The sequence below is a fragment of the Coraliomargarita sinensis genome (assembly GCF_003185655.1).
Taxonomy (GTDB): Bacteria; Verrucomicrobiota; Verrucomicrobiia; order Opitutales; family Coraliomargaritaceae; genus Coraliomargarita_B; species Coraliomargarita_B sinensis.
In genome coordinates this window covers 75311-97589 of the sequence record NZ_QHJQ01000004.1, presented here as the reverse complement: position 1 = coordinate 97589, position 22279 = coordinate 75311, and the positions used below count along the sequence as shown (strand labels likewise).

At 54.8% G+C, this 22279-nt stretch carries 19 protein-coding genes; 7 read left to right on the top strand and 12 right to left on the bottom strand.

Features of this window, described 5'->3' with window-relative positions; translation table 11 throughout:
• Nucleotides 1-46: 46 nt before the first annotated feature.
• Both DDZ13_RS07065 and DDZ13_RS07060 read left to right on the top strand, forming a co-directional pair.
• On the top strand, nucleotides 47-2137 hold the full coding sequence (locus DDZ13_RS07065) for a beta-galactosidase (RefSeq protein ID WP_110130740.1): 2091 nt from the start codon (nucleotides 47-49) through the stop codon (nucleotides 2135-2137).
• 224 nt (nucleotides 2138-2361) lie between these two features.
• A complete protein-coding gene (locus DDZ13_RS07060) occupies nucleotides 2362-3204 on the top strand; it encodes a DUF6159 family protein (protein ID WP_110130739.1) in 843 nt (280 codons plus the stop codon).
• 101 nt (nucleotides 3205-3305) lie between these two features.
• On the opposite strand, the gene DDZ13_RS07055 is transcribed toward DDZ13_RS07060, so the two are convergent.
• Nucleotides 3306-4802 carry a sensor histidine kinase gene (locus tag DDZ13_RS07055; RefSeq protein WP_110130738.1) on the bottom strand — a complete coding sequence of 499 codons (1497 nt, stop codon included), beginning with the start codon at nucleotides 4800-4802 and terminating at the stop codon, nucleotides 3306-3308.
• 155 nt (nucleotides 4803-4957) lie between these two features.
• Here DDZ13_RS07055 and DDZ13_RS07050 point away from each other — a divergent pair, with 155 nt between their 5' ends.
• The gene (locus DDZ13_RS07050; protein ID WP_199221074.1) at nucleotides 4958-5542 is read left to right on the top strand and encodes a histidine phosphatase family protein; all 585 of its coding nucleotides are present in this window, start codon (nucleotides 4958-4960) and stop codon (nucleotides 5540-5542) included.
• A 45-nt stretch (nucleotides 5543-5587) separates the two neighbouring features.
• Here the strand turns inward: DDZ13_RS07050 and typA are convergent, their stop codons facing one another.
• The 8 genes from typA to DDZ13_RS15625 all read right to left on the bottom strand — a co-directional run bounded on the left by typA (nucleotide 5588) and on the right by DDZ13_RS15625 (nucleotide 14689).
• Entirely contained in the window at nucleotides 5588-7420 is a 1833-nt protein-coding gene (gene typA, locus DDZ13_RS07045; RefSeq protein WP_110130737.1) for a translational GTPase TypA, read from the bottom strand.
• Nucleotides 7421-7602: 182 nt separating this feature from the next.
• Complete coding sequence (locus DDZ13_RS07040) at nucleotides 7603-8643, bottom strand: mechanosensitive ion channel family protein (RefSeq protein ID WP_110130736.1); 1041 nt, start codon at nucleotides 8641-8643, stop codon at nucleotides 7603-7605.
• A 57-nt stretch (nucleotides 8644-8700) separates the two neighbouring features.
• On the bottom strand, nucleotides 8701-9171 hold the full coding sequence (locus DDZ13_RS07035) for a low molecular weight protein-tyrosine-phosphatase (RefSeq protein ID WP_110130735.1): 471 nt from the start codon (nucleotides 9169-9171) through the stop codon (nucleotides 8701-8703).
• A gap of 65 nt (nucleotides 9172-9236) precedes the next feature.
• Nucleotides 9237-10229: a tRNA dihydrouridine synthase DusB gene (dusB, locus tag DDZ13_RS07030; RefSeq protein ID WP_110130734.1), complete on the bottom strand. Its 993-nt coding sequence runs from the start codon at nucleotides 10227-10229 to the stop codon at nucleotides 9237-9239.
• Nucleotides 10230-10492: 263 nt separating this feature from the next.
• The gene (locus DDZ13_RS07025; protein WP_110130733.1) at nucleotides 10493-11476 is read right to left on the bottom strand and encodes a glucosyl-3-phosphoglycerate synthase; all 984 of its coding nucleotides are present in this window, start codon (nucleotides 11474-11476) and stop codon (nucleotides 10493-10495) included.
• Complete coding sequence (locus tag DDZ13_RS07020; protein ID WP_110130732.1) at nucleotides 11466-12635, bottom strand: M20/M25/M40 family metallo-hydrolase; 1170 nt, start codon at nucleotides 12633-12635, stop codon at nucleotides 11466-11468. Before DDZ13_RS07020 ends, DDZ13_RS07025 begins: the two co-directional genes overlap by 11 nt.
• An 18-nt stretch (nucleotides 12636-12653) precedes the next feature.
• Entirely contained in the window at nucleotides 12654-13472 is an 819-nt protein-coding gene (locus tag DDZ13_RS07015; RefSeq protein ID WP_110130731.1) for a PPK2 family polyphosphate kinase, read from the bottom strand.
• A gap of 59 nt (nucleotides 13473-13531) precedes the next feature.
• Nucleotides 13532-14689, bottom strand: a complete 1158-nt coding sequence (locus tag DDZ13_RS15625; protein ID WP_199221073.1) for a helix-hairpin-helix domain-containing protein — start codon at nucleotides 14687-14689, stop codon at nucleotides 13532-13534.
• Nucleotides 14690-14775: 86 nt separating this feature from the next.
• Here DDZ13_RS15625 and DDZ13_RS07005 point away from each other — a divergent pair, with 86 nt between their 5' ends.
• Nucleotides 14776-15459 (top strand): 4'-phosphopantetheinyl transferase family protein, encoded by a 684-nt coding sequence (locus tag DDZ13_RS07005; protein ID WP_110130730.1) that lies wholly within the window; start codon nucleotides 14776-14778, stop codon nucleotides 15457-15459.
• On the opposite strand, the gene DDZ13_RS07000 is transcribed toward DDZ13_RS07005, so the two are convergent.
• Both DDZ13_RS07000 and argA read right to left on the bottom strand, forming a co-directional pair.
• Nucleotides 15456-15785: a hypothetical protein gene (locus DDZ13_RS07000; protein WP_110130729.1), complete on the bottom strand. Its 330-nt coding sequence runs from the start codon at nucleotides 15783-15785 to the stop codon at nucleotides 15456-15458. The genes DDZ13_RS07005 and DDZ13_RS07000 overlap by 4 nt on opposite strands.
• Nucleotides 15786-15797: 12 nt before the next feature.
• On the bottom strand, nucleotides 15798-17111 hold the full coding sequence (argA, locus tag DDZ13_RS06995; RefSeq protein ID WP_110130728.1) for an amino-acid N-acetyltransferase: 1314 nt from the start codon (nucleotides 17109-17111) through the stop codon (nucleotides 15798-15800).
• Nucleotides 17112-17240: 129 nt separating this feature from the next.
• On the opposite strand from argA, the gene xerD reads away from it, so the two are divergent.
• From xerD to DDZ13_RS06980, 3 genes are all read left to right on the top strand, one after another.
• Nucleotides 17241-18176 (top strand): site-specific tyrosine recombinase XerD, encoded by a 936-nt coding sequence (gene xerD, locus DDZ13_RS06990; RefSeq protein ID WP_110130920.1) that lies wholly within the window; start codon nucleotides 17241-17243, stop codon nucleotides 18174-18176.
• 159 nt (nucleotides 18177-18335) lie between these two features.
• On the top strand, nucleotides 18336-19631 hold the full coding sequence (locus DDZ13_RS06985; protein WP_110130727.1) for a glycosyltransferase family 4 protein: 1296 nt from the start codon (nucleotides 18336-18338) through the stop codon (nucleotides 19629-19631).
• Nucleotides 19628-21361, top strand: a complete 1734-nt coding sequence (locus tag DDZ13_RS06980; protein WP_110130726.1) for a sugar phosphorylase — start codon at nucleotides 19628-19630, stop codon at nucleotides 21359-21361. Before DDZ13_RS06985 ends, DDZ13_RS06980 begins: the two co-directional genes overlap by 4 nt.
• 1 nt (nucleotide 21362) lies before the next feature.
• Here the strand turns inward: DDZ13_RS06980 and DDZ13_RS06975 are convergent, their stop codons facing one another.
• Entirely contained in the window at nucleotides 21363-22277 is a 915-nt protein-coding gene (locus DDZ13_RS06975; protein ID WP_110130725.1) for an SHD1 domain-containing protein, read from the bottom strand.
• Between the last annotated feature and the right edge of the window lie 2 nt (nucleotides 22278-22279).

Here is a 22279-nt window from a genome sequence, read left to right as displayed (position 1 = left end):
GCTAGTTGCTGTCAGATACTAAACGAAATACTTCATCCCAATAATAATGGTTTTAAAGCACTGGATATTCTCACTTCTTTTTTGCGTTTTGTTGTCTTCGTATGCGGGGGCCTCGGAAGAAAAGTTCTTCCCGGAGCAAGGCTCGCACTTCGGGGTCTTTTACTATCCGGAGCACTGGCCTGAAGAACAGTGGGAGCGGGATATCAAGCGCGTCGCCGAACTCGGATTCGATTTTATTCATTACAACGAGTTTGCCTGGGCCCGGCTGGAACCGGAGGAGGGCAAATTCGACTTCAACTGGCTGGACAAAGTGATCGCTCTGGCTGATGAGAACGGGCTCAAGGTTATTCTTTGCACACCGTCTCCCTGCCCGCCCGCTTGGTTGGCCACGAAGCATCCCGAGATCCTCGCGATGGATGCCGAGGGCGATCGGCTGCAGCACAGCGGCTCCCGGCTGACCGGGTCGCTGGCCAACCCGATCTACCAAAAGTATGTGGACCGCATTGTGACTTTGCTCGCCGAACGCTACGCCAAGGATGACCGGGTCTGGGGATGGCAGATCGGGAATGAGCCCCATATTCAGGTTGGCTCCGATTATAGTCCCTCCGCCATCAAGGCCTTTCGCGAGTGGTTAAAGGACAAATACGGTACTATCGAAGCGCTCAATGAAGCATGGGGCGCGGCCTTTTGGAGCTACACGCTCAATGACTTCAGTCAGGTCAACGTCCCGACCTCCAATCCCCATGTCTATCTGGATTTTGAGACCTACACATCAGAGGAGATCGCGCGCGATTTGAGTGATCAGGCCGAGATTATTCGTGCCCACGGTGACGGCAGCCAGTGGATCACGACGAACTATGCCTACTTCAAGGGCTTGAAAAACGTGGATCCATTCCTGACTCGTGACACCCTCGATTTTGCCAGCCATACCATGTATATCTCCCACAACATCTCCCTCGATTCGGGTGATTCGCTCGCGCACCGCTTGGGTGCCGGCATGGAGTTCAGTATGGGGACCGAGATCGCGGCTTCCGTCAGTGGCTACACCGGCATCATGGAGCTGCAGCCCGGCCAGATCAACTGGGGGCGCTTTAATGCCATTCCTTTACCCGGGGCCGTGCGCATGTGGGTCTGGCACGCCTTCGGGATGGGGGAGCGCTTTGTTTGCACCTACCGTTTTCGTCAGCCGCTCTACGGTTTGGAGCAGTTTCACAGCGGGATCATGCAGACCGATGGGGTGAGCGTTAATTTCAACGGTAAGGATTTCGTACAAGCCGTTAACGAAATCAACGACTTTGAAGATCAGCTCGATCCGGAAGCGACCCATCCCTTTGTTGAAAACACCCGAACCGGATACCTCTGGAGTCAGCGCAATGTCATGGACATTGAGCGCTATCCACACAACCGGGCCTGGGACACCTGGCAGCATCTCTACACCTGGTATCAGGGGCTCAAACGCATGGCGGTTGATGTGGTCTTTCTCCAGCCGGATGACACCTTCGATCCCGAAGAAACGCCCTTCCTGGTGGTTCCGTCTTACCAGATGATGAGCCGTGAGCTGATTGATAAACTGGAGCGTTATGCCAAGCAAGGTGGCCACTTGATCATGAGCACCCGCTCCGGGCTCAAGGACGACCGGGGACACCTTTGGGAGGCCAAAAAACAAGAGCCTGTCTGGCCGCTGGTCGGAGGCGAGATTCCGTTTTACGACCACCTGCCCGCGAATCGGCCCGGTACGGTTGCGTTTGAAGGTGAGGCGTATCCCTGGCATCTTTGGGGCACCGTGGTCGAGCCGTATGCCGAGACCGAAGTCTGGGGCAGCTTTGCGGACCAGTTTTATGAGGGCAGTGCCGCCATTACGCATCAGGATTACGGCAAGGGCAGCAGCACTTACGTTGGCACCTGGTCTGAAGACTCGGAAATGGAATATGACGTCCTGCGTAAGCTCTACAGCCGTTACGCCGGAGACCTGCCCTTCGATCTGCCGCCTTACGTGTTCGCCGACTTCCGCGACGGGTTCTGGGTGGGCGTGAACTACACGGACCAAACCTATACCTTGCCGACTGCGAGACAGACGAAATTCGTCATTGGCGAAAAAGAACTTCCCCCGGGCGGTGTGTCCGTTTGGAAGGAATAAGTAGCTGTTCCCGCACAGGCTCCGCTTGCGGGTGCCATGATCTGGTTTGGAAGTTCATTTCTTCCGGCTATGTAATCTGGTTGCATACGCTCAAAGCAAGCGGTTCTGGTAAAGCGATAGCGGTTGAACAAAATATTTTCTGCATACTGGCATCCGCAAGCGGAGTCTCTACTGTTCCCCATTCCTGACTTGCGTAATACAGCTAGCGGCTCTATGCCTAGCGCATGATATTTCGTACTTGGTCACGTTCCTGGGAGTTCGCCAAGCTCAGCTACAGCACGCTTTTCGACCACAAGCATTTGATGGTTTTCCCCGCCATCTCGACGACGGCTACGATTCTCGTCCTGATGAGTTTTCTACTCCCTCTGGAGATGACAGGGCAGCTGGATACGTGGCTGGCCAGTATCGATAGTGAGGCATCGGGTTCCGAAGACCCGACGATGTATGTCACCGCCTTTCTTTTTTATTTCTGTAATTACTTCTGCATCGTCTTCTTCAATACAGCCCTGATCGCTTCGGTGATGGATATCTTCGAAGGCGGACAGGGGAGGATCGGTTTCGGGCTCAAGTTCGCCATGAAACGGATTCACGCCATCTTCGGTTGGGCTTTGGTTTCCGCCTGTGTGGGCATGATTCTTAATGCTCTGGAGCGGAATGATAAGATCGGGCGGATTGTCGCCAGCTTGCTCGGCTCAGCCTGGACGGCCCTGACTTATTTCGTCATTCCCGTCATCGTGGCCGAAGGCCTCGGCCCTGTAGCCGCCATCAAAAGTTCGATGAATACGCTGAAAAAAGAGTGGGGCACCGCCCTGATGGGGAACTTCTCAATGGGTACCTTCGGCTTCCTTCTTATGCTGCCGGTTATCGGAATCGGTATCGTACTCGGCCTGTACGTGAGCATCCCTGTGGCCCTGGCCATTTGCGTGCCTCTGGGGATTCTCGCCGTTCTTTTCAGTGCTACCGCGGATGCCGTATTTAAGGCCTATCTCTACAGCTTCGCCACGGGCAAGACACTGCCTGACAATGTGGACACCCTGTCTATGCGGGGTGCCTTTTCGCAGAGGTAGTACACGTTTTAAAGAAGTTCTGATCTCTCAGAAGCAATCGACGGTACTGGCGTACCATCGCTACGATCAATTAATCGGACCAAACCTCTCTGAAGAAAGTATTATCTCGGCAGATCCAGGTAAAATTTAGCCCCTTTGAGATACTCGCTTATCACGCCGGCGTCGCCTCCATGGAGTTCGGCGATCCTTTTGACGATGGAGAGCCCGAGGCCAGTCGACGGTTCATCGCCTGTCGGTTGTGCGGAGAGTCGCTGGAAGGGGCCGAAAACCTTGGTTTTGTCGTCATCTGTCAGTCCCGGTCCATTATCACGCACGTAGAGCCGGATCGTGTCCGCATCAATCATTTCACACCCGATCGTGACCTCGGACTGATTCGGAGAGAATTTCACGGCATTACTTAGTAGGTTGTCCAAGGCACGGTGTAGTTTCCCGTAGTCAAATGATGCAGTGATCTGCTCGGGAACCTTGACCCGGATAAAGATGCCTTTTTTTCGGGCGTTCTGATGATTCAGTCGAGTCACCTCGTGAATTAATTCGTCCAGTTCATGAGGCTCCTTCGACGGTTCGGTATCTCCGGAGTGCAGTGCCTGACTTTCCACCAGGTCCTCGATGATCTTATTCATATTGTTGATTGAGCTGTCGATGATGCCAAACAACTCAGGGTCGTTGCGGTCAACAAATTCGCCGATCAATTCGAAGGAGGTTGTGAGTGCGTAAAGCGGGTTTCGCAGGTCATGCGCGACAATTCCCAGAATCTGATTTTTCTGATCGTTGATCTTTTTGAGCTCCAGGTTGCGGTTATGCAGTTTTTTATTGGTTATATTTGCCTCGTTTTCCCGTTCTTTTCGGGCGGTAACATCGCGCTCAATTCCCACGAAGTGAGTCACCTCACCATATTTGTTTTTCAAGGGGAAGATACTGACCTCATTCCAAAACGGCGTGCCATCCTTATGGTAATTAATTAAAGTCAGGCGGACGGGTTTCTTTTGCGTAATGGCTTCTTCGATTCTTTTACGTGATTCAGGGTCGGTTTTGTCTCCGTGCAGCATACGTGGGCTATTCCCGATAACTTCATCTTCGGTGTAACCGGTAAAGTCGTAGAACGCCTGGTTGGCGTAGACGATTTTAAGGCCTGACTCATCGGAAGCCTTTGCATCGGTGACGATTATTGAATCATGGGAAAGGGTGACGATATCTTTAAATGGAATAGACTCCTTCTGTTCTGTAATATCGATGAAATTGACGATAATGCGGTCGATCTCTCCATCGGGTCGAAGTTCGGGATAGGCATTGCAGTTCACCCAGGTAATCCTGCCGGAAGAATCGCAAATCCCGGCCTGTAAGTCCTTCAAAGCTGATTTGCTGGCCACGACCTGATTCACCGGGTAGTCCTCGTTAGGCATCTTTTTCCCATACTGGTCCAGGAAGCGCCATAAGGGATCAAATGCGGAGACCCCGAGCGCCTGAGCTTTCGTCAAGCGTAACAACTCCAGTGCTTTGGGGTTCGCATAGAGGACCGAGGTGTCGCACGAGTGGACAACAACACCTACTTGTAAAGTGTCCAGCAGTTCGCTTGCGCGAATATCGCCGAAGTCCATGGTATCAGTATTTAGGGCAAACTACTCATTGCAAAGTTAAATTTCTACAATCGAGTTTTAGCGGATTTGTAACGTTTCGGTATTTTTAAGTATTCCCCCACGTATTTTCTACGCCCGCATTGCCAATGCGAAGTCTTATGAATATGGTATGACAAGTGATTAGAAATCTTAATATCTTCCGCGTCTTTTCGTCAGCCGTTCTATTGGCTGCTTTCTGCTTCGTCGGGGTGAATGCACAGTCGGCGGGCCACGAAAATTCCCTTGCCGGTACGGGCCGGGTTCTACTCATACGTCACGCACTGGCCCCTGGATTTGGAGATCCGGCCGAATTCAAGCTGGGTGACTGCTCAACCCAGCGAAACCTCAACGAAACGGGGCGCAAACAGGCAGTTGCGATGGGAGAATGGCTGCGGAGTAAGGGTATTGATGAGGCTGAAATATACAGCAGTGAGTGGTGTCGTTGTATAGAAACGGCAGAGTTGATGAAGCTTGGGCATGTACATGAAATGCCCGCGCTGAATTCTTTTTTTCAGCAGCGCTCGAAAAAGAAAGAACGCATGGCTGCCCTGAGGGAATTTTTGGCCAAACAGCCCTTAAATGAGAAACTGCTTATAATGGTGACGCACCAGGTTACGATAACTGCTTTGACAGGTATTGTCCCCGCTTCGGGCGAGGGTGTGGTGCTCATTCTCGACGGGGAAGGTCAATTTACCGTTGGGCCGGAAGTCGATTTTCGCTGAATTCTGCCTCAGTGTATCACGGGAAAATCCCGCCTCTGTTCACTTTTATCCCTTGGCCGCTTTAGCCATCTTCCGGCGCTTGTTTTCGTCGAGTTCGCGTTTGCGCATTCTCAAGAAGTTGGGCGTTGCTTCGACGAGTTCGTCCGGGGCGATGTACTCGATGGCACGCTCCAGAGAGAATTTAACCGGCGGGGCGAGCTGAATGCCCTTATCCGAACCGGAGGCCCGCATGTTGTCCAGTTGCTTGGCTTTGGCGGGATTGACCGGCATGTCCTCTTTGCGCGGGTTTTCGCCGACCACCATGCCGCCGTAAACTTCCTCGCCGGGGCCGACGAAGAGCTTTCCGCGGTTCTGAATCATATCCAGGGCGTAGGGCATGGCTTTGCCTTGCTCCATACTGACAAGAGTTCCGGTCTGGCGCGTGATAATTTCGCCGCAGTGCGGGCGATATTCGAGGAAGGAGTGGCTCATGACACCGTGGCCGGAGGTCATGGTGACCAGGTCGCTTTCGAAGCCGATGAGGCCGCGGGTGGGGACCTCGGCCTCGACCGTCACGCCGGCATTATGGTGCTCCATGTTGGTGACCTTGCCTTTGCGCTTGGAAAGGTTTTCCATGACCCCGCCGAGTTGATCTTCCGGGACTTCCACCCAAACCTGTTCGAAAGGTTCGCAGCGGGTACCGTCGATTTCCTTGTAAAGTACGGTGGGGCGGGAGACGAGGACTTCAAAGCCTTCGCGCCGCATTGTCTCGACCAGCACCGCGATCTGCATGGCGCCGCGCGCGTTGACGAGGAAGCGCGTGCCATCGTCGGTATCTTCGATGGAAATGGAGATATTCGACTGCGTTTCGCGGATGAGACGCTCGCGAATCTGGCGGGAAGTGACTTTTTTGCCGTCCTTGCCGGCAAGCGGGCCGTTGTTGACGGAAAACTCCATCTGCACGGTAGCCGGGTCGATTTCCACGAAGGGGAGGGCTTCGGCCTCGGGCGTAGCCGCGAGTGTGTCACCGATATCAACATCGTCGAACCCGGCCAAACCGACGATATCGCCGGCAACAGCCTCCGTCACGTCATCTGTCGCGAGCCCGGAGAAAGTCTTCAATTTGGTGATTTTGACACGCTCTTTCCGGCCGTCCTTACGGAGCGCGTGGATACTTTGGCCCTGTTTGACATCACCTGAAAGAACGCGTCCGATCGCCATACGACCGACATAATCGTCCCAGTCGATATTCGAAACCAACATGCGGAAGTCGCCTTCTTCGATAACCGGGGGCGGGATGCGCTCGACCACGGTCTCAAAGAGGTCGGTCATGTTCTCGCGTGGTCCGTCCACCTCGCGGTCGGCAAAGCCGTTCTTAGCGGAAGCATAGAGGAATGGCGCGTTAAACTGATCTTCATCCGCATCGAGGTCGAGGAAGAGTTCCAGCACCTTGTCGTGTACCCAGTCAGGGCGGGAGGTCTCGCGGTCGATCTTGTTGATCACGCAGATGGTCTTGAGCCCGGCATCGAGTGCCTTGCGCAGCACCCAGCGGGTCTGGGCCTGAGGGCCGCCCACGGCATCGGTCAAGAGCAGCACGCCGTCGACCATTTTCATGACACGTTCAACCTCGGCACCGAAGTCGGCGTGCCCGGGAGTGTCGACGATGTTGATGGTGTAGGTGATTCCGTCCTTGGGATTCTCCCATCGAATTGCGGTATTCTTCGCCTTGATGGTGATGCCCTTTTCACGCTCGAGATCCATTGAGTCCATGGCACGTTCTTCGACGGCCTGGTTCTCGCGGAAAGTTCCGCTTTGCTGGAGCAGGCAATCGACAAGTGTGGTCTTGCCATGGTCGACGTGCGCGATGATGGCGATGTTACGGATGTGTTCGGCGTTCACGGGAAAATGAGAATAAAATTGATAGTTGGAAAGTGGAGAGGGTGGTCGCTCCAAAATGCGAAAGCCCTTCGGCAAGCGCTACAGTCGAGGCAGCGCATGTCAGGGCAAGCGCGGGATAAGGTGGACTAGCAAGGGGGAAGTCAATGCTTATAGCAGCCTGTTTTTCAAAGGCTTGGGACAAGTCAGGCCTGGTCGCCCGCTTTCTGTCCTTTGCTTTCCTTTGCCTTGTGGTCCATGACTGTTTGCAGGGATTCGGCCAGCTTGATACCGCCTTTGGCGTCGAAGTCCAAGGTTCGGATCGGGAATGGGATCAGGATGTCGGCTTCGTCGAAAGCACGCTTGATCGCTTTGACACCTGCGTCGATGGCATCAAAATACCCGACTTTGCCGTCCGGGTAGTCGATCCAGTAGCGGACCGTAAAATTGATGGAGCTGTCGCCATATTCGAGGGCATACACGCTCGCCTCGGTATCTTCTCTCAGGAAGTCGAGGCCGGAGACAGCACTTTTCAACGTTTCCGTGACCTGGTCGAGGTCCTCGCCGTAGGAGACGCCGACCGCAATATCGATACGCCGCTCGCCCGATTTTGAATAGTTCTCCAAGACGGATTTGAAGACCTCTTTGTTCGGGATGTAGATTACCTGTCCGGAAAAGTTGCGAATGATCGTATTTCTCAGGTTGAGCTGCTGTACGAAGCCCAGGTGCCCGTTGGAGGAAATGAGGTCTCCGGGGACGCAGGGTTTGCGGATACTCAAAAGCAGGCCCGCGAGTAAGTTTTCAGCCAGATCCTGGAAGGCGAAACCGATAGCCAGCCCGAGGATGCCTGCACCGGCCAGAAGCGAAACAACCGCTTTTTGCAGGCCGACGAGGTCAAGGGCGATAAAAAGCCCGATCGCGACGATCAATGTTTTGACCAGAGCGGCCAGCAGACTGGCGACTGCATTGGAATCGAATGTGCGGTTGAATGCCTTCATCGCCGCCCGTCCGGCAACCGAACCGATTGCGTAGAAGAGAATGAAAATAACCACCGCAACGACCAGGTTGGGCAGGAGTGCGATCGCCGAATCAGACCAGTTCACCATTTTGTCGCTGAGTAGTTCGACGGCGCGGTCCAAAGACAGCGGCTCTGCTTCGATGTCCGGAAGAGCGGGCTCGCCGCTCCCTTCAACGGCGTTCGGGTTGGGCGATACTTGTGTCGGGTCTGTCGGTAGTGGTTCAGCCATGCGAATGCGTATACGTTAAAAACTAGCCCGATCGAACGGCGACATGCGAACGTATAATTATTTACTTCGGATTAGGTTTTCCAGCAGTCCGCGGCAGCCGTCCTCAATCAGGTCCATCACATGTTCAAAGCCGTTTTCACCACCGTAGTAGGGGTCGGGCACTTCGGTCTCGGAGTGTTCGCTGCAGTAGTCGCAGAAAAGTTTAACTTTGGCGCGCTGCGCGTCACCCCGGGCGAGCACGGTGGCCCCTTCGAAATTGTCCTTATCCATGGCGAGGATGAGGTCGTAATGTTCCATGTCGAAGCTATCGAGTTGTTTGGAACGGCCGATGACGGGAATGCCTCTCGTGCGCATTACCTCTTGCATACGCCTGTCGGGCGGATTGCCGGCGTGAAAACCGATCGTGCCGGCTGATTCAATTTCGAATTCTTCGCTGAGCCCGGCTTCGTCCACCATGTGCTGGAAGACACAGTGTGCCGCCGGCGAGCGGCAAATGTTACCCATACAGAGAAAAAGGATGCGTTTCATGGTCGGTGACGAACGCTGAGGATCGGATATGGAAGGTCGAACATAGAATTGTGGCAATTGTCCGTTCAATTTTCGACGTTCGCAAACTGTTCAATATGCTCTTGGGCGACGCGCTCGAGGTCTTCGATCTGCACGACTTGTGTGAGGGCGCCACGGATCCGGCGGGAGCCGTAAATACCTTTGGTCAACGCGATGAGCTTGGGCCGCATCCAGCGCAGGTCGGTGTGACGTTGTTCGCGGAAAGGGCGGGCCATGATCTGGCGGGTATAGTCGATAATCGTGGCCCAGCGTTCTTCAATGGTGGGTGACTCGGGGACGGTGCCGTGCTTGAGCGTGTGTTTGATATCGCGGAAAATCCAGGGATAGCCCAGAGCGGCCCGGCCGATCATAAGCCCCGCGCATCGTGTGGTCTCCCGGATGCGGATGACGTCCTCTGCGCTGGATATATTGCCGTTCCCAATGACCGGGATGCTGAGCGCTTCCGCTACCTCCGCAATGACGGGCCAGTTGGCGTCGCCCCGGTAGCCCTGCACCTTGGTGCGGCCGTGGATCGCAAGAGCGCGGGCGCCTTCACTCTCGACAATATGCCCGACTTCTTTGGCGACGATGGTGTCATCATCCCAGCCGGTACGAATCTTGGCGGTGACGGGGGTTTCCGGTACCGCTTTGACCACACCGGCAACGACGGCACCGAGCTTGCCGGGATTTCGGAGCATGGAGGAGCCGGCATCCATGCACACGACACGATCCGCCGGGCAGCCGAAGTTGATATCGATGAAATCGGGTCGCAGGCGGTCGGTCAGAAGCCGTGCGGCTTGCCCCATGGTCTCGGGATTCGATCCGAAAATCTGCACGCCCATGGGACGTTGCTCCTCCGTAAAATCGACGGTCTCCCAAAGTTTCGGGTCCTCCCGGTTGAGGGCATCCGCCTGGACGAATTCGGTGACCATGACATCCGCGCCCTGTCGCTTGCAAAAATCGCGAAACACGATGTCCGTGAACCGCGCCATCGGAGCGAGGTAGAGCGGGAATTGATCGTTCTGGAACCAGGGAAGCACGGAAGGGATCTTGGGAAGGTGGGAAGGTAGGAGGTGGGAAGGTAGAAGGTAGAAGGTAGGAAGGTCGGAAGGTGATGAAGGTGGAAGGTAGGCGATAGATTTGAACGTCCGACGTTGAACATCCAACACTGAATTTTGGAATTCTCTTACGACCCGATGTCAACACGGGGGACTGTTCCCACGTTTGCGATGAGAAACACGCGCACTGGCCTTTGTGCCTGTACAGGTTGAAATGATCGCACAGGAGCCTCCGAGTAGCGTGACTACTCCTTGATGCCGTATTTTTCCCGGTAGGCGGGAATGGTCACCATCGGGGGGCGCTCGTATTCCACGATCTCACGGGTCAGTTGCTCGTAGCGATTTCCCTCGGCTTGAAACTGGCGGTAAATCGTCGCCATTTCCGGGAGCTTGTCGACCATGCCGTAACTTTTCAGGCGATTGATAAAGGTCTGCAGAATCCCGAACGACATCTTGCCGAGGGCGTTGGTGCTTTGATTGCGATGGATCCGTTGGTCGAGGTCACACTGGCCGAAAGCTTCGAGACCCCATTCGCGATAGACGTCGAGAATATGTGCGGTTTCGACGCCATAGCCGATGGGGAAGGGGATACGCTCCAACACCTCGCGCCGGACGGCAAACTCGCCGGAAAGGGGTTGGATCAATGATGTCAGTTCAGGGAAAAAGAGGGAGAAGAGGGGTCGGATGAGGATTTCAGTCACCCGGCCGCCGCCGCTGGAACGGATTCCGCTCGAGTAGGCCATGGGGCGATCATAGAAAGCTTTGCAGTATTTGATCGTGTCGTTGTTGATCAAGGGCGCGACAATACCGGTGACAAAGCGCGGATGAATATTCTTAATGTCCGCGTCGACGTAGATGATGATATCACCGTCGAGTTGATAGATCGCCTTCCAGAGGTTTTCGCCCTTGCCGCGCTTGTCCCCGACTTCGGGCAGGATATCCGCGGCCAAGTACGTGTCCGCTCCAAACGAGGCCGCCACCTCCAGCGTCTTATCCTCGGATCCGGAATCGATGACAGCAAACTCATCGATCAAGGGGTAGCGCTCCATCAGTTCGGACTTGAGGATGACGATCTCCTTACCGATGGTTTTTTCTTCGTTCAGGGTAGGGATGCAGAGGGAGATCTTCAGCCCCTTCTTTTCCTTCTCCTGAACCAGCTTCAGGATGTCCCAGAACTCGCCGTGGTGAAACGTGTTCGTTTCCAGCCATTGATCAATTTTACTGCTCATCGCAAAGTCCTCCGTCGATGGATTCGAGAAGCGCAATCATCTGTGCGATCCCGCCAAATATGGGTGGAATATCAATCGATTCATCCAACTCGTTCTTGTTTTCGCCCCGGGTGAGACCGAGCGTCACACTGGGGACGCCCCGGTCGATAAGTTGGCTGAGTTCGCCGACGCTGGGTTCGATTCGTGGTTTGACTTCAAGTGTCTCAAGAATTTTGCGCATGGCTTTCACCATGGGGTGCCCATAATCAAGCCCGCCGGTCTGGCGTTCGGCGACGGAGGAAAACTTTATTTCCGCATTCGAGGTGTTGGCGGTTTCTTCGACGATATCGATGATCTTTTCTTTCAACTCGGCCACCATCCCGGCTTTCTCACTGCGGATCTCGAAGCGCAGTTTTGCGCTGCTCGGGCGGGTGCCGAATGAGGTGCCCCCGTTAATGGAGCCGAAGATGATTTGCGTTGGCGGTTGCATGGGGATGGGGATCTCCATGATACGCTGGACAACCTTTGTCAGTGTGGCGACGGATCCGGTCGCGCCGAATTTCGCCCAGTCATAAGCGGAGGGCATGTGCACGGAGATCTCCCCGCGAAGCATGCCGATCGCGCTGTAGCTTAACCGCCCGAGCTGTATCCCCTCGACGCTGATGCCGGCGCGGATGGGCAGCTTGTTGTTTTCCAGAAAGAAACGGATACCACCGAGGTCCCCCCGGCCCAGGCTCCGTGAGCAGCCGAGAAGGATGAGATTGTCGTCAAAGCTGATCTTCAAGCGTTTGAGGATTTCCGGCAAGGTGACAATGGCGGCAAGTCCCAGGCTGTTGTCCCCGATGCCCGGGCCGAAGATTTTGTCGGCGGTAACCGACATGGCATGGTCCACGTTGGGACTGAATACCGTATCGGCATGCGCACAGACGAGAATGTTGTTTTCACCCCGTTTGCCGGGAAGCACGGCCATTCCATTGCCGGCTTCATCGATGGAGATATTTTGTAGTCCGTCCTCCGTGTAGCGATTGGCCAGAAAGGTAATCCGATCGGCCTCTTCACCCGTCGGGGCAGGAATCTCACCAATCATCATGGCATTGGCCAGGAGTAACTCGCGGATCGAGTGCAGCTCCTTGCGGTGCGGGTGTATGCTGTCGAGGATGGATTGAAGGTCAGTCGCCATTAAGAAATCTGGTATGTGTCATTTGATGACAATTTTAGCCGGGTCGTAATCGACCTGGGGATAGCTGAGGTGCATATCTTCCAGGCAGGCCACGACGATTCTGGCTACCAGCAGGTTACGGGCCCATTTTTTATTTGCGGGGATCACATACCAGGGAGCGTGTTCACAGGCAGTCTCGGCGAAGACATCTTCATAGGCCTGAACATAGGCGTCCCACTTGCTTCGTGCGACCAGATCAGACTGATCAAATTTCCAGTTTTTGGCCGGTACATCGAGGCGCTCCTGTAAGCGCTTTTTCTGGGTATCGCGGTCGATGTGGAGAAAGAATTTCAAAATCACCGTCTCTTCATCGTAGAGGAGCTGTTCGAAATCGCGAATATGGCGGTAGCGTTTTTTCCAGACGGTTTCGGGTTTCAGGTTGTTTACCCGCACGGCAAGCACGTCCTCGTAGTGGCTGCGGTCGAAAATAATAATTTCCCCTTCCGATGGCGCGCGCTTGTGGACTCTCCAGAGGTAGTCGTGTGCGAGTTCGCGCGAAGAGGGGCGTTCAAAACTGGCAACGTGTACGCCCTGCGGGTTCACCCCGCGGAAAACATGGCGGATCGTCCCGTTTTTTCCACTGGTGTCCATGCCCTGAAGGACGAGCAGCATTTTCTTGCGGCGGTCGACGAAGAAGCGTTGCTGCAGGTCCGATAGTCTCTCCTGCAAGCGGGAGAGTTCCTCCTTGGCCTCGCTTTTTTTTGACGGGAGGTCATCCCATGGATCGGACGACACTTCAGCCAGTTTCATGTTTTGGCCGGGTCGGATGAGGTAGTGATTGAAGTCACAGATGCTCATAAGTCAGGATCAACGAGTTTCGCGATCTGTGTATACCCGTCAACTGTTCATCTGGTTTTCTAATCGCGACGATAGACCAGAACCACGTCATCATTCTGCCGGTAGAGCAGACCTGTGAACTCTTTTCCGGGTTCGGCATAAAATTTCGTGAAGGACTCGTAGAATTCATCCGGAATGAAGGCAGTGATGGCTCCGCCAGACTCACCCCTGTAGGCCGTGTGCATCCTGACGGCACGAAACCCCTGAGGACTTGTTACGTCGAGCGAGCCGACCCTGTCGACGACCACGACAACTTCCTCGTCAAGATAGCGCTCCAGATCTGCCTTGTAGAATGCCACGGTTTTCTCCGGGGGCGGCGGATCTTCGGTAACGATCATATGCCTGAAGCCCGACAAGGTGTTGATGCTAATGCCGGAGATTTCGACGAGGGCATCGACGGTTTGAATCGGGCGGGCCCGAATGATCCGCTGGCCCAGTGCCGGCCCGATGCCGGGCAAGGTTTCGAGTTCTTCCAGCGAAGCCGTGTTGATATTGATTCTCTCGACCTTAGCCTTTTCCGGGATTTGCTTACGCCCTAACAGGAGCGCGTCGTCGCCGGAAGTTTCGCTCGCTGTCAACAAAGCCTCCAGGCCCGACATTTGCATGGAGTCGGAAGCGAGACCCCAGATGCCGTCTTTTTCACGTTGTGCCTGACGCTCCAGGTTTTTCAAACGCCCGAGATAAGCGCGGGCAGTCGGGCCTTCCGGCCAGTTGCCTTCTGTCGGCATGCCGTGGATTCGTGCCAGACCCTCCGCCACAAGGTACTGCGATAGATATTCTCCGTCCTTTTCAAGGATCGCGAAATAGCTCTGCTCACGACCGGAGCGTGCGTCTTGCCAACGGGTGTGGACTGTAAACTCGCCGCGGAGAAATCGCCTTGAATATCGACTGGCCAGTTGGCCGGCATCAGTCACTTCTTCGACCGGTACGGCAAAATACCGGCTCTGGTCACGGACGACCTCCGTTGAACGGCCCGAGGTTTCAGGGGCGTCGGCCCAGTAGATCCTAAAGACATGTTGTTCGTCCTTATGGTGAATCAGAAAACTGTCCCCGTCGTTCTGGTCAGATAACACCAGTTGGCAGCCCCGGAGCGTTTCCCAATCCTTGACTTCTTGTTTCGCGGCATGCAGTGAAACGATTATGCTGCCAAACAGGGCAAGTAAGATACAGACACGCATAGCGTCACAACTATGCTCCTTGTCAATGCAGGCAAGATTTCTTGCAGACGGGAACAAGTTCGGGATGTTCTTGTAGGATAGTTTGAATGAGCACACCGGATTACAGGCATTTGTTGAGTTCAGCCCTGGCGGGGTTAATCCCTCGCGGTGTCGAGTTTTCCACCGGTCCAATTCCCGAATCGGTTGATTTTGATTATGAACGGGAAGCCGACTGTTTGAAAACGGCGGGCGAATACCGGAAGTGCGAGTTCATTGGAGGTCGTGAATGTGTGCGGGCGGCACTCGAGGCGCTCGGCTTTCCCCGAGGACCAATCCTGCCGAATGCCGATGGTGTGCCTGTCTGGCCGGATGGTACGATAGCCGCGATATCACACTCGCGTGGTTATTGTGCTGCCATTGCCGCCAAAAGTTCGGACTATTCTGCCCTCGGTTTGGATTTGGAAAAGACTGATCGTCTGAGTCCAGCGGCGATTGAGCGCACAGTACACCCGGGCGAGCAGTCCTTCGTTCAAGGCGAACAGAAAAAGGCATCGCTAATATTTTGCGCAAAAGAGGCTTTTTATAAGGCGCAGTTTCCCCTCTGGCAGACCCACGCGAATTTCCATGACCTGGAGTTGGCGGTCGATATTGCCAGCGGGGAATTGACGGTTCGAAACATGGCAGAGCGATTCCCCGGGGAGCTGCGCGCACTCGCGGATCAGATTCGTTTTCGCTTCAGCTACGTTGAGGACTTCGTCATCTCAGTATGCTGGTTAAAGTGCAGGGATTAACATTTTTCCCGCGACCAGTTGCGACCACGAAGGCGATCAATCTCACCGCGCGAAAGTTCCAGCCACATCTGCAGGGCTTCCTTGCGACTCACGTTGTTCATGTAGAGCGGTGCGTCGTCGTCATCGTCGAGGTTTTCAAAAGTAACCGTACCGCTGGGAAATACCGACATGGACCAGGCACTGGGATCGTGAACGAGAGAAACATCGGGGTGTTCCGCTTCATCGGCAGCCGGTTCATCCAGTTTGGCCAAAAGGTCACGCATGGATTGAGTGTCAGGGTTGAGCAGGGTAACCCCATCCGCGTCGGTGGTATGGTAGAGGTCCATGGCCAAACGTGCTCAGTTTAAATCCAGATAGAATACCCTCGAGTTTCGACCGTTGCGTTGCGCTTCATCCGCACGTTCGGCTGGCAGGTCTTTGTAGCCGCCTTCCTTGAAATCGCAGACGGCGGTAAAGAACTTCGTCGCTTGAGTTGTCAGGGCGATAACGCGGGTCGTTCCTTTCCGTTTCACTTCCTGGCAGACGTATTCGATCATGCGGCGGCCGACGCCTTTCTTTTGATAGAAAGTCTGAACATAGACGCTGCCTATTTCGACGGTTTTGCCACCCTCGTAATTACGTAGATGGATGCAGCCGATGATGCTCCCATCAATTTCGTAAACGTAGAAATTCGCGATCTCGGATTCCACATACTGTTGGGTCCGTTCCAGCAGCGCATCACTTTGCACCGCATTGCGGGTGATGTTGAAGATGGCATAGGCATCCGCGGGAATGGCCGGGCGTATCGACTCATAGTCGTTGTTGTAGACCATGGTGCCGATACCCACCTTATCGAAAATCTCATTGAGCAAGACACCGAAGATACGGCCATCGAGAATATGGGCGCGCGGAGTCCCGCCCCTGATGGCTTTGATCGCGTAAGTCGATTTGCTGCGCAGGCGTTCGGGGATGGAGCTGGAAGCGGAATCTTTCAGGAGAGCCTCAAGGTCGGCCACCAGAAGATTAGTCACCAGATTGCCCTCCAATTGCAGTCCGTCATGTGTGGTCAGGTAGATCAGTTTGGACGCGTCCAGATTCGAGGCCAATTCGGCGGCCAGCAGGTCTGAATTGATGCGCAGGGAATTGCCTTCCCGGTTGAATGCGATCGGTGAAACGACGGGGATGGTGTCGTTGTCGAGCAATTGATGGATCAACTTGATATCGAGCTTATCGACGTTGCCGCTGAGTTGCTGATCCTTGCCCCTGAGTATGCCAATCTCTTTACTCCGGACTGCGTTGGTCGCGGCACAACGCAGCTTGTTTTTCGTCAAGCCCTGCACGATCTGCAAATTGACCGTCGCCGTGGCCTCCGTCGCCAGTTGCAGGGTTATTTCGTCGGTGGCGCCTTCTCCGTAGGCATCCGAGATCTCCACGTTCCGGGATTCACCCAATTCCCTGAGTTGCTGCCCGATGCCGTGTACGAGAACGATCTTAATGTTCAGCGAACGCAGCACCGCGATATCGAGCAGAACATTGCGAAACATCTCATGTGCCACCAGGCTGCCGTCGACGGCGATGACGAAGACCTGCCCGCGGAACATGGGCACGTACTTCAAAATGCCGCGAAGGTCAGTGGGTTTAATCGTTAGATCGCTTGTCGTGTCGACGCTCATACTATACACCCACTTTGGGGCTGCGCTGGGAGCTTGCAAATACAGTTTACATGTAAATTTAAACATGCATCGACCAACATGCTTGGGAGCTTGCAAGGCGGTTGTTCAAACTTAGAACAGATCTCCATTATGCCTGCGGACCCACTGGATGCCATCCCACCAAGCTTCGCCGAGCCCGTGGAGAGTTTTCTCGCCTGGTTGGAACTGGAGCGGGGCTTATCGGCAAATACGATTCAAGCCTATGCCAGCGACCTTGTGCAATGCGCTCAATTTATGCAGGCGCACGGCGCTGCGGATTGGACATCGGTGGATAGTAAGCTGGTGAGTAAATTCACCGCGGACCTGAGTCAAAAAGACTATGCCAGAACGAGCCAGTCACGGAAACTTTCGTCTGTGCGAATGCTGGCGCGCCATCTCGTGAGTGAAAACCTGCGTAAGGATGATTTCACCGAGCTTTCGAGCTCGCCCAAGCTATCACGCAAGCTGCCCGATGTACTCACGATGGACGAGATCACCCGCTTGCTCGAAGCCCCTGCGATGTCGACCCCGCACGGACTGCGTGATCGTGCTATCCTCGAATTGTTCTACAGTAGCGGGCTGCGCGTCTCCGAACTGTGCGGGCTGCTTTTGCAAAGCATTAATCTGGATGAAGGCTACGTGCGGGTCTTTGGTAAGGGCTCCAAAGAACGAATCGCTCCCATCGGTCGGGCCGCGATCAAGGCGGTGAGAGATTATCTATCCGGCGGGCGTGGGCAGTTTGTGAAGCCGCATACCGGGAGTGAATTGTTTTTGAGCCAGCAGGGGAAGGCGATTTCCCGTAAGATGGTCTGGGTCATGATCAAGGACTGTGCCCGCAAAGCGGGAATCAAGAAAACCATTAAACCGCACTTGCTGCGGCACTCATTTGCCACCCATCTGCTTGAGGGCGGGGCGGACCTGCGTGCCATTCAGGAGATGCTGGGGCATTCCGATATTTCCACGACACAGATTTATACGGCCGTGCAGTCCTCGCGCCTGGCCGACGAGCACGCGCTTTACCATCCCCGGGGGAAGTCGGGGAAGTAGTCGAAAGCCTGCGCCGGGATCGGCACAGGCAGGACGCCTGTGCTACGGTAAGTCCGGATACCTGCTTCTTAATTAAAAACAAAAGCATACTGGCCCCAATAATGCTTGTGAGTGTCGATGCGATGCAAATACTACTCGATCTCGTAAGGAAGCAGCTCCATGTCGAAGAATATAGGTTTTATCTCCACGCGCTTTGCCGGTTCAGACGGGGTTTCTCTCGAAAGTGCCAAGTGGGCCGAAGTCCTTTGGGATGACAAGCATGTGAGCTATTGGTATAGCGGGCGCAACGACCGCGATCCGGGATGCAGCTATTGTGTCCCGGAGGCTTATTTCGGGCATCCGGAAAACGAGTGGATTAATGAGCGTATCTGGGGACATCCACGGCGTAACCCTGAAGTGACGGAGCGTATCAATGCGATGGCCGATTACCTCAAGCAGACGCTGTATGATTTCGTTAATTATCACAATATCGACATTCTGATTCCACAGAATGTACTCGCGATTCCCATGCACGTGCCGCTCGGCATCGCCCTGACCGAGTTCCTGGCCGAGACCCAGATGCCGGCCATCGCGCACCATCACGACTTTTACTGGGAGCGGACCCGTTTCTCCATTGGCGGAGTTAAGGACTACCTAGACATGGCCTTTCCACCCAGTTTGCCGCACCTGCATCATATCGGGATCAATCAGGCTGCGCTCGAGCAGCTCGCCCTGCGTAAGGGCGTCACCTCCACACTGATGCCGAACGTCTTCGACTTTGACAATCCACCTCCGCAGGCCGACCGGTATACTTCGGATATTCGAAAAGAGATTGGTATCAGCGAGGACGATTTTCTCATCCTTCAACCCACCCGAATCGTGCCGCGGAAGGGGATTGAGCATGCCATCAAGATGGTCGGTATGCTCAACGACGACCGCTACAAACTTGTCATTTCCCACGATGCGGGCGACGAGGGCTTGGATTACAAGCACCAGCTTGAAGAGATGGCGAAACAAGAGGGCGTGGACCTGCGTTTTTTCGCCGCACGTATCGGTGAAGTCCGCCAGGTCGACCACCAGGGGAATAAAATCTACACGCTCTGGGATATTTACAAGCATGCCGACCTGATGACGTACCCGAGCACCTATGAGGGCTTTGGTAATGCGCTCCTTGAAGCGATTTACTTCAAGGTGCCTGTCGTGATCAACCGCTACTCGATTTATGTACAGGATATCGAACCAAAGGGGTTCAAGCTGATTGAGATGGATGGTTTTATTACGCAAAACCTGCTCGACCAGGTGCGCCGTGTGATCGAAGACAAAGAGCATCGAAAGTCGATTGTGGATCATAACTACAAGGTCGCGCGCCGCTACTACAGCTACACTGTGCTTCGACGTGTGCTGCGCCATCATATCGCGATGCTCACTGGCGATGCACCCAATGCTTCGCCCCGAACCAAGGAGAGCTCCAAATGATCAAGGCCATTTCCAGAGAACAGCTGAAAACCATACGGAAGCGCTTTGAGCGCCTATACGGTAGCCAGGCGGAGAAGCTACTTGAGCGCTTTGTCATGGTGATCGGGCGCTACGGTGTCGGTGTGGATGTGGCCCCCGAAGTCGATAAGTGGGACGAGCGGGATAGCGTCCTCATCACTTATGCGGATACGGTTTGCCACGAGGGAGAGGCGGTGCCGCTGAAGGCGCTCAATAGGTTTGCACGCAAGCATCTGACCGGCGCGATTCGTACCATACATCTGCTGCCGTTTTATCCCTGGTCCTCGGACGATGGATTTTCCGTGATCGATTACCGCAAGGTCGACCCGGATTGCGGCGAGTGGGGCGATGTCGTGGCCCTCGGGCAAAACTTCGATCTGATGTTCGATTTTGTGCTCAATCACTGTTCGGCCAAAAGCAGTTGGTTTAAGGATTACGTGGCCGGAATTGAGCCGGCCCGTCACTACTTCCTGCCCATGAACCCGAAGAAGGATTTCAGCGAGGTGGTGCGTCCGCGCACGACGCCCCTACTGACCAAGACACGCACCCGCGACGGCGAGTCGCACGTCTGGACGACCTTCTCGCCTGATCAGGTCGATCTTAATTGGCAGAACCCGGAAGTCTTCTTTGAGTTTCTCGACATTCTCTTCCTTTATCTCTCGAAAGGGATGCGCATCGCACGATTGGATGCCGTTGCATTCCTCTGGAAGGAACTGGGCACCAATTGCCTGCATCTGCCCGAGACCCATGAGATGGTGAAACTCTTCCGCGATGTTTGTGAGATCGTCGCACCGAAAGCCATTATTTTGACCGAGACCAACGTCCCGCACGCGGAAAACGTAAGTTACTTCGGCCAGGGGGACGAGGCCCACATGGTGTATCAGTTCAGTCTGCCGCCTCTTCTGCTCCACGCCTTCACGACGGGTAATGGTTCCTATCTGACGAAGTGGGCCATGGAACTCGAACCGCCCCCGGAAGGCTGCACCTACTTTAACTTTACCGCCAGTCATGACGGAGTGGGCGTTCGTCCGGTAGAAGGTCTCCTCCCCAACGACGAACGCGACGCTCTGATCAAGCACGTGGAAGAAGCGGGAGGGCGGGTAAGCTGGCGCGCCATGCCAGACGGTTCGAAACAACCCTATGAGCTCAATATCACTTACTATTCTGCACTCTCAATACCCGGGGACACCAAGCTGGGTGCCGCACGCTTCCTCTGCTCGCAGGCGCTCGCCCTCTCCATGCGCGGCATTCCCGGAATTTACTTCCACAGTCTGACCGGCACGGAGAATTATACCGAGGGAGTCGAAGCAAGCGGCCAAAACCGGACGATCAACCGCCGCAAGTGGCAACTGCCGGAACTGAAGGAGCATTTAAAAGATGGTGTCGGTAAGCTCGTCTTCAATCGCTACCTGCGCATGCTGCGGCGCCGCACGGAGCACCCGGCTTTTCACCCCGACGCGCCGCAGGAAGTCTTCGATGTGAATCTGGACCTCTTCGTGCACCGCCGCACTTCGCTGGATGGCGAGGAGGCCGTCTTCTGTATCTTCAACCTGACCGGCAAGACGAAGCAACTGAAGCAGCTTTGCCCGGATCCGAAGTTTACCGAGGCTGAGGTCTTTTACGACATCCTGCGTGCACGGGAGCTGAAGCCGAACAGCAAAGGTTACACCATCAAGCCCTATCAGGCGCTTTGGCTGGTGCCGCGAAGTTAATCTATTCGATCACTTCGAACACGGCTGCATGGATGGCTTTAATTTGGTCATCGGAAAGGCCGCTATCAAATTGGACTTCCGAAAATTCGGCGTCGAACAGGGTCGCGTAAAACACACAGGCGGCAAGATAGGCACCAACAGCGGAAGGGTGGCTGCCATCACCACGATAGAGTTGCGTCCCCAGTTCCGGACTGGTTTTGCGCAGGACTGCCCAAGCCTGACCCACCGGTGCAATTTTCGCATCATATTGGCGTGCTGCTTTCGCATAGGAGTGCGAGAGGGCATCCTGCATTTTCTCATAAGTGGGGAAGCGCTCGAAGTTCATCTTGTCGCCGTCACGACGCCCCCAGGTTTCATAGAACACCGTTTCGGCGCCGGAGCGGTCGATAATGCGGTCGATTTCACGGGCGGCATCCATGAACTTCTCCGGGAAGATCGCCGGAGTCTGGCTTTGGTCCTGAAGGACGACGACGTCCCAACCGCCCTCGCGAATGCGCTGCATGGTCTTCTCGTTTTCCAGATGTTGCTTCAGGGTTCGACCACCGGGATGGACGAAGCTCAACTCGCAGTCCTTGTAAACTGACGCGGCCACCATCTGTGTGACCTTGCCTTTAATCTGCCCCGTGTAGCTGTTGCCGATAAAGAGAATCCGCTCGGGACGACCCTCCAACGCAGAGAGCTTTTTCAGGTAGCTTTGGTCGCTGTGGCTGAGCTGTTGAAAGTCGACGTGAAGGACAGCGCCGTTTTTCTTTTTTAAAGTCACCGAGTTGTTCGGTGTTCTTTTGACCAGTTTGGCTTCGACGCTCGATCCGGACAAAGAGGTCCATGTGCGGTAGCTTTGCTCACTTTTGTCAGCCGATAAATGAGCAATCGGGAGTAGGAGGGTAAGCAGCAGAGTAAAAGTAACAGGTCTCATGC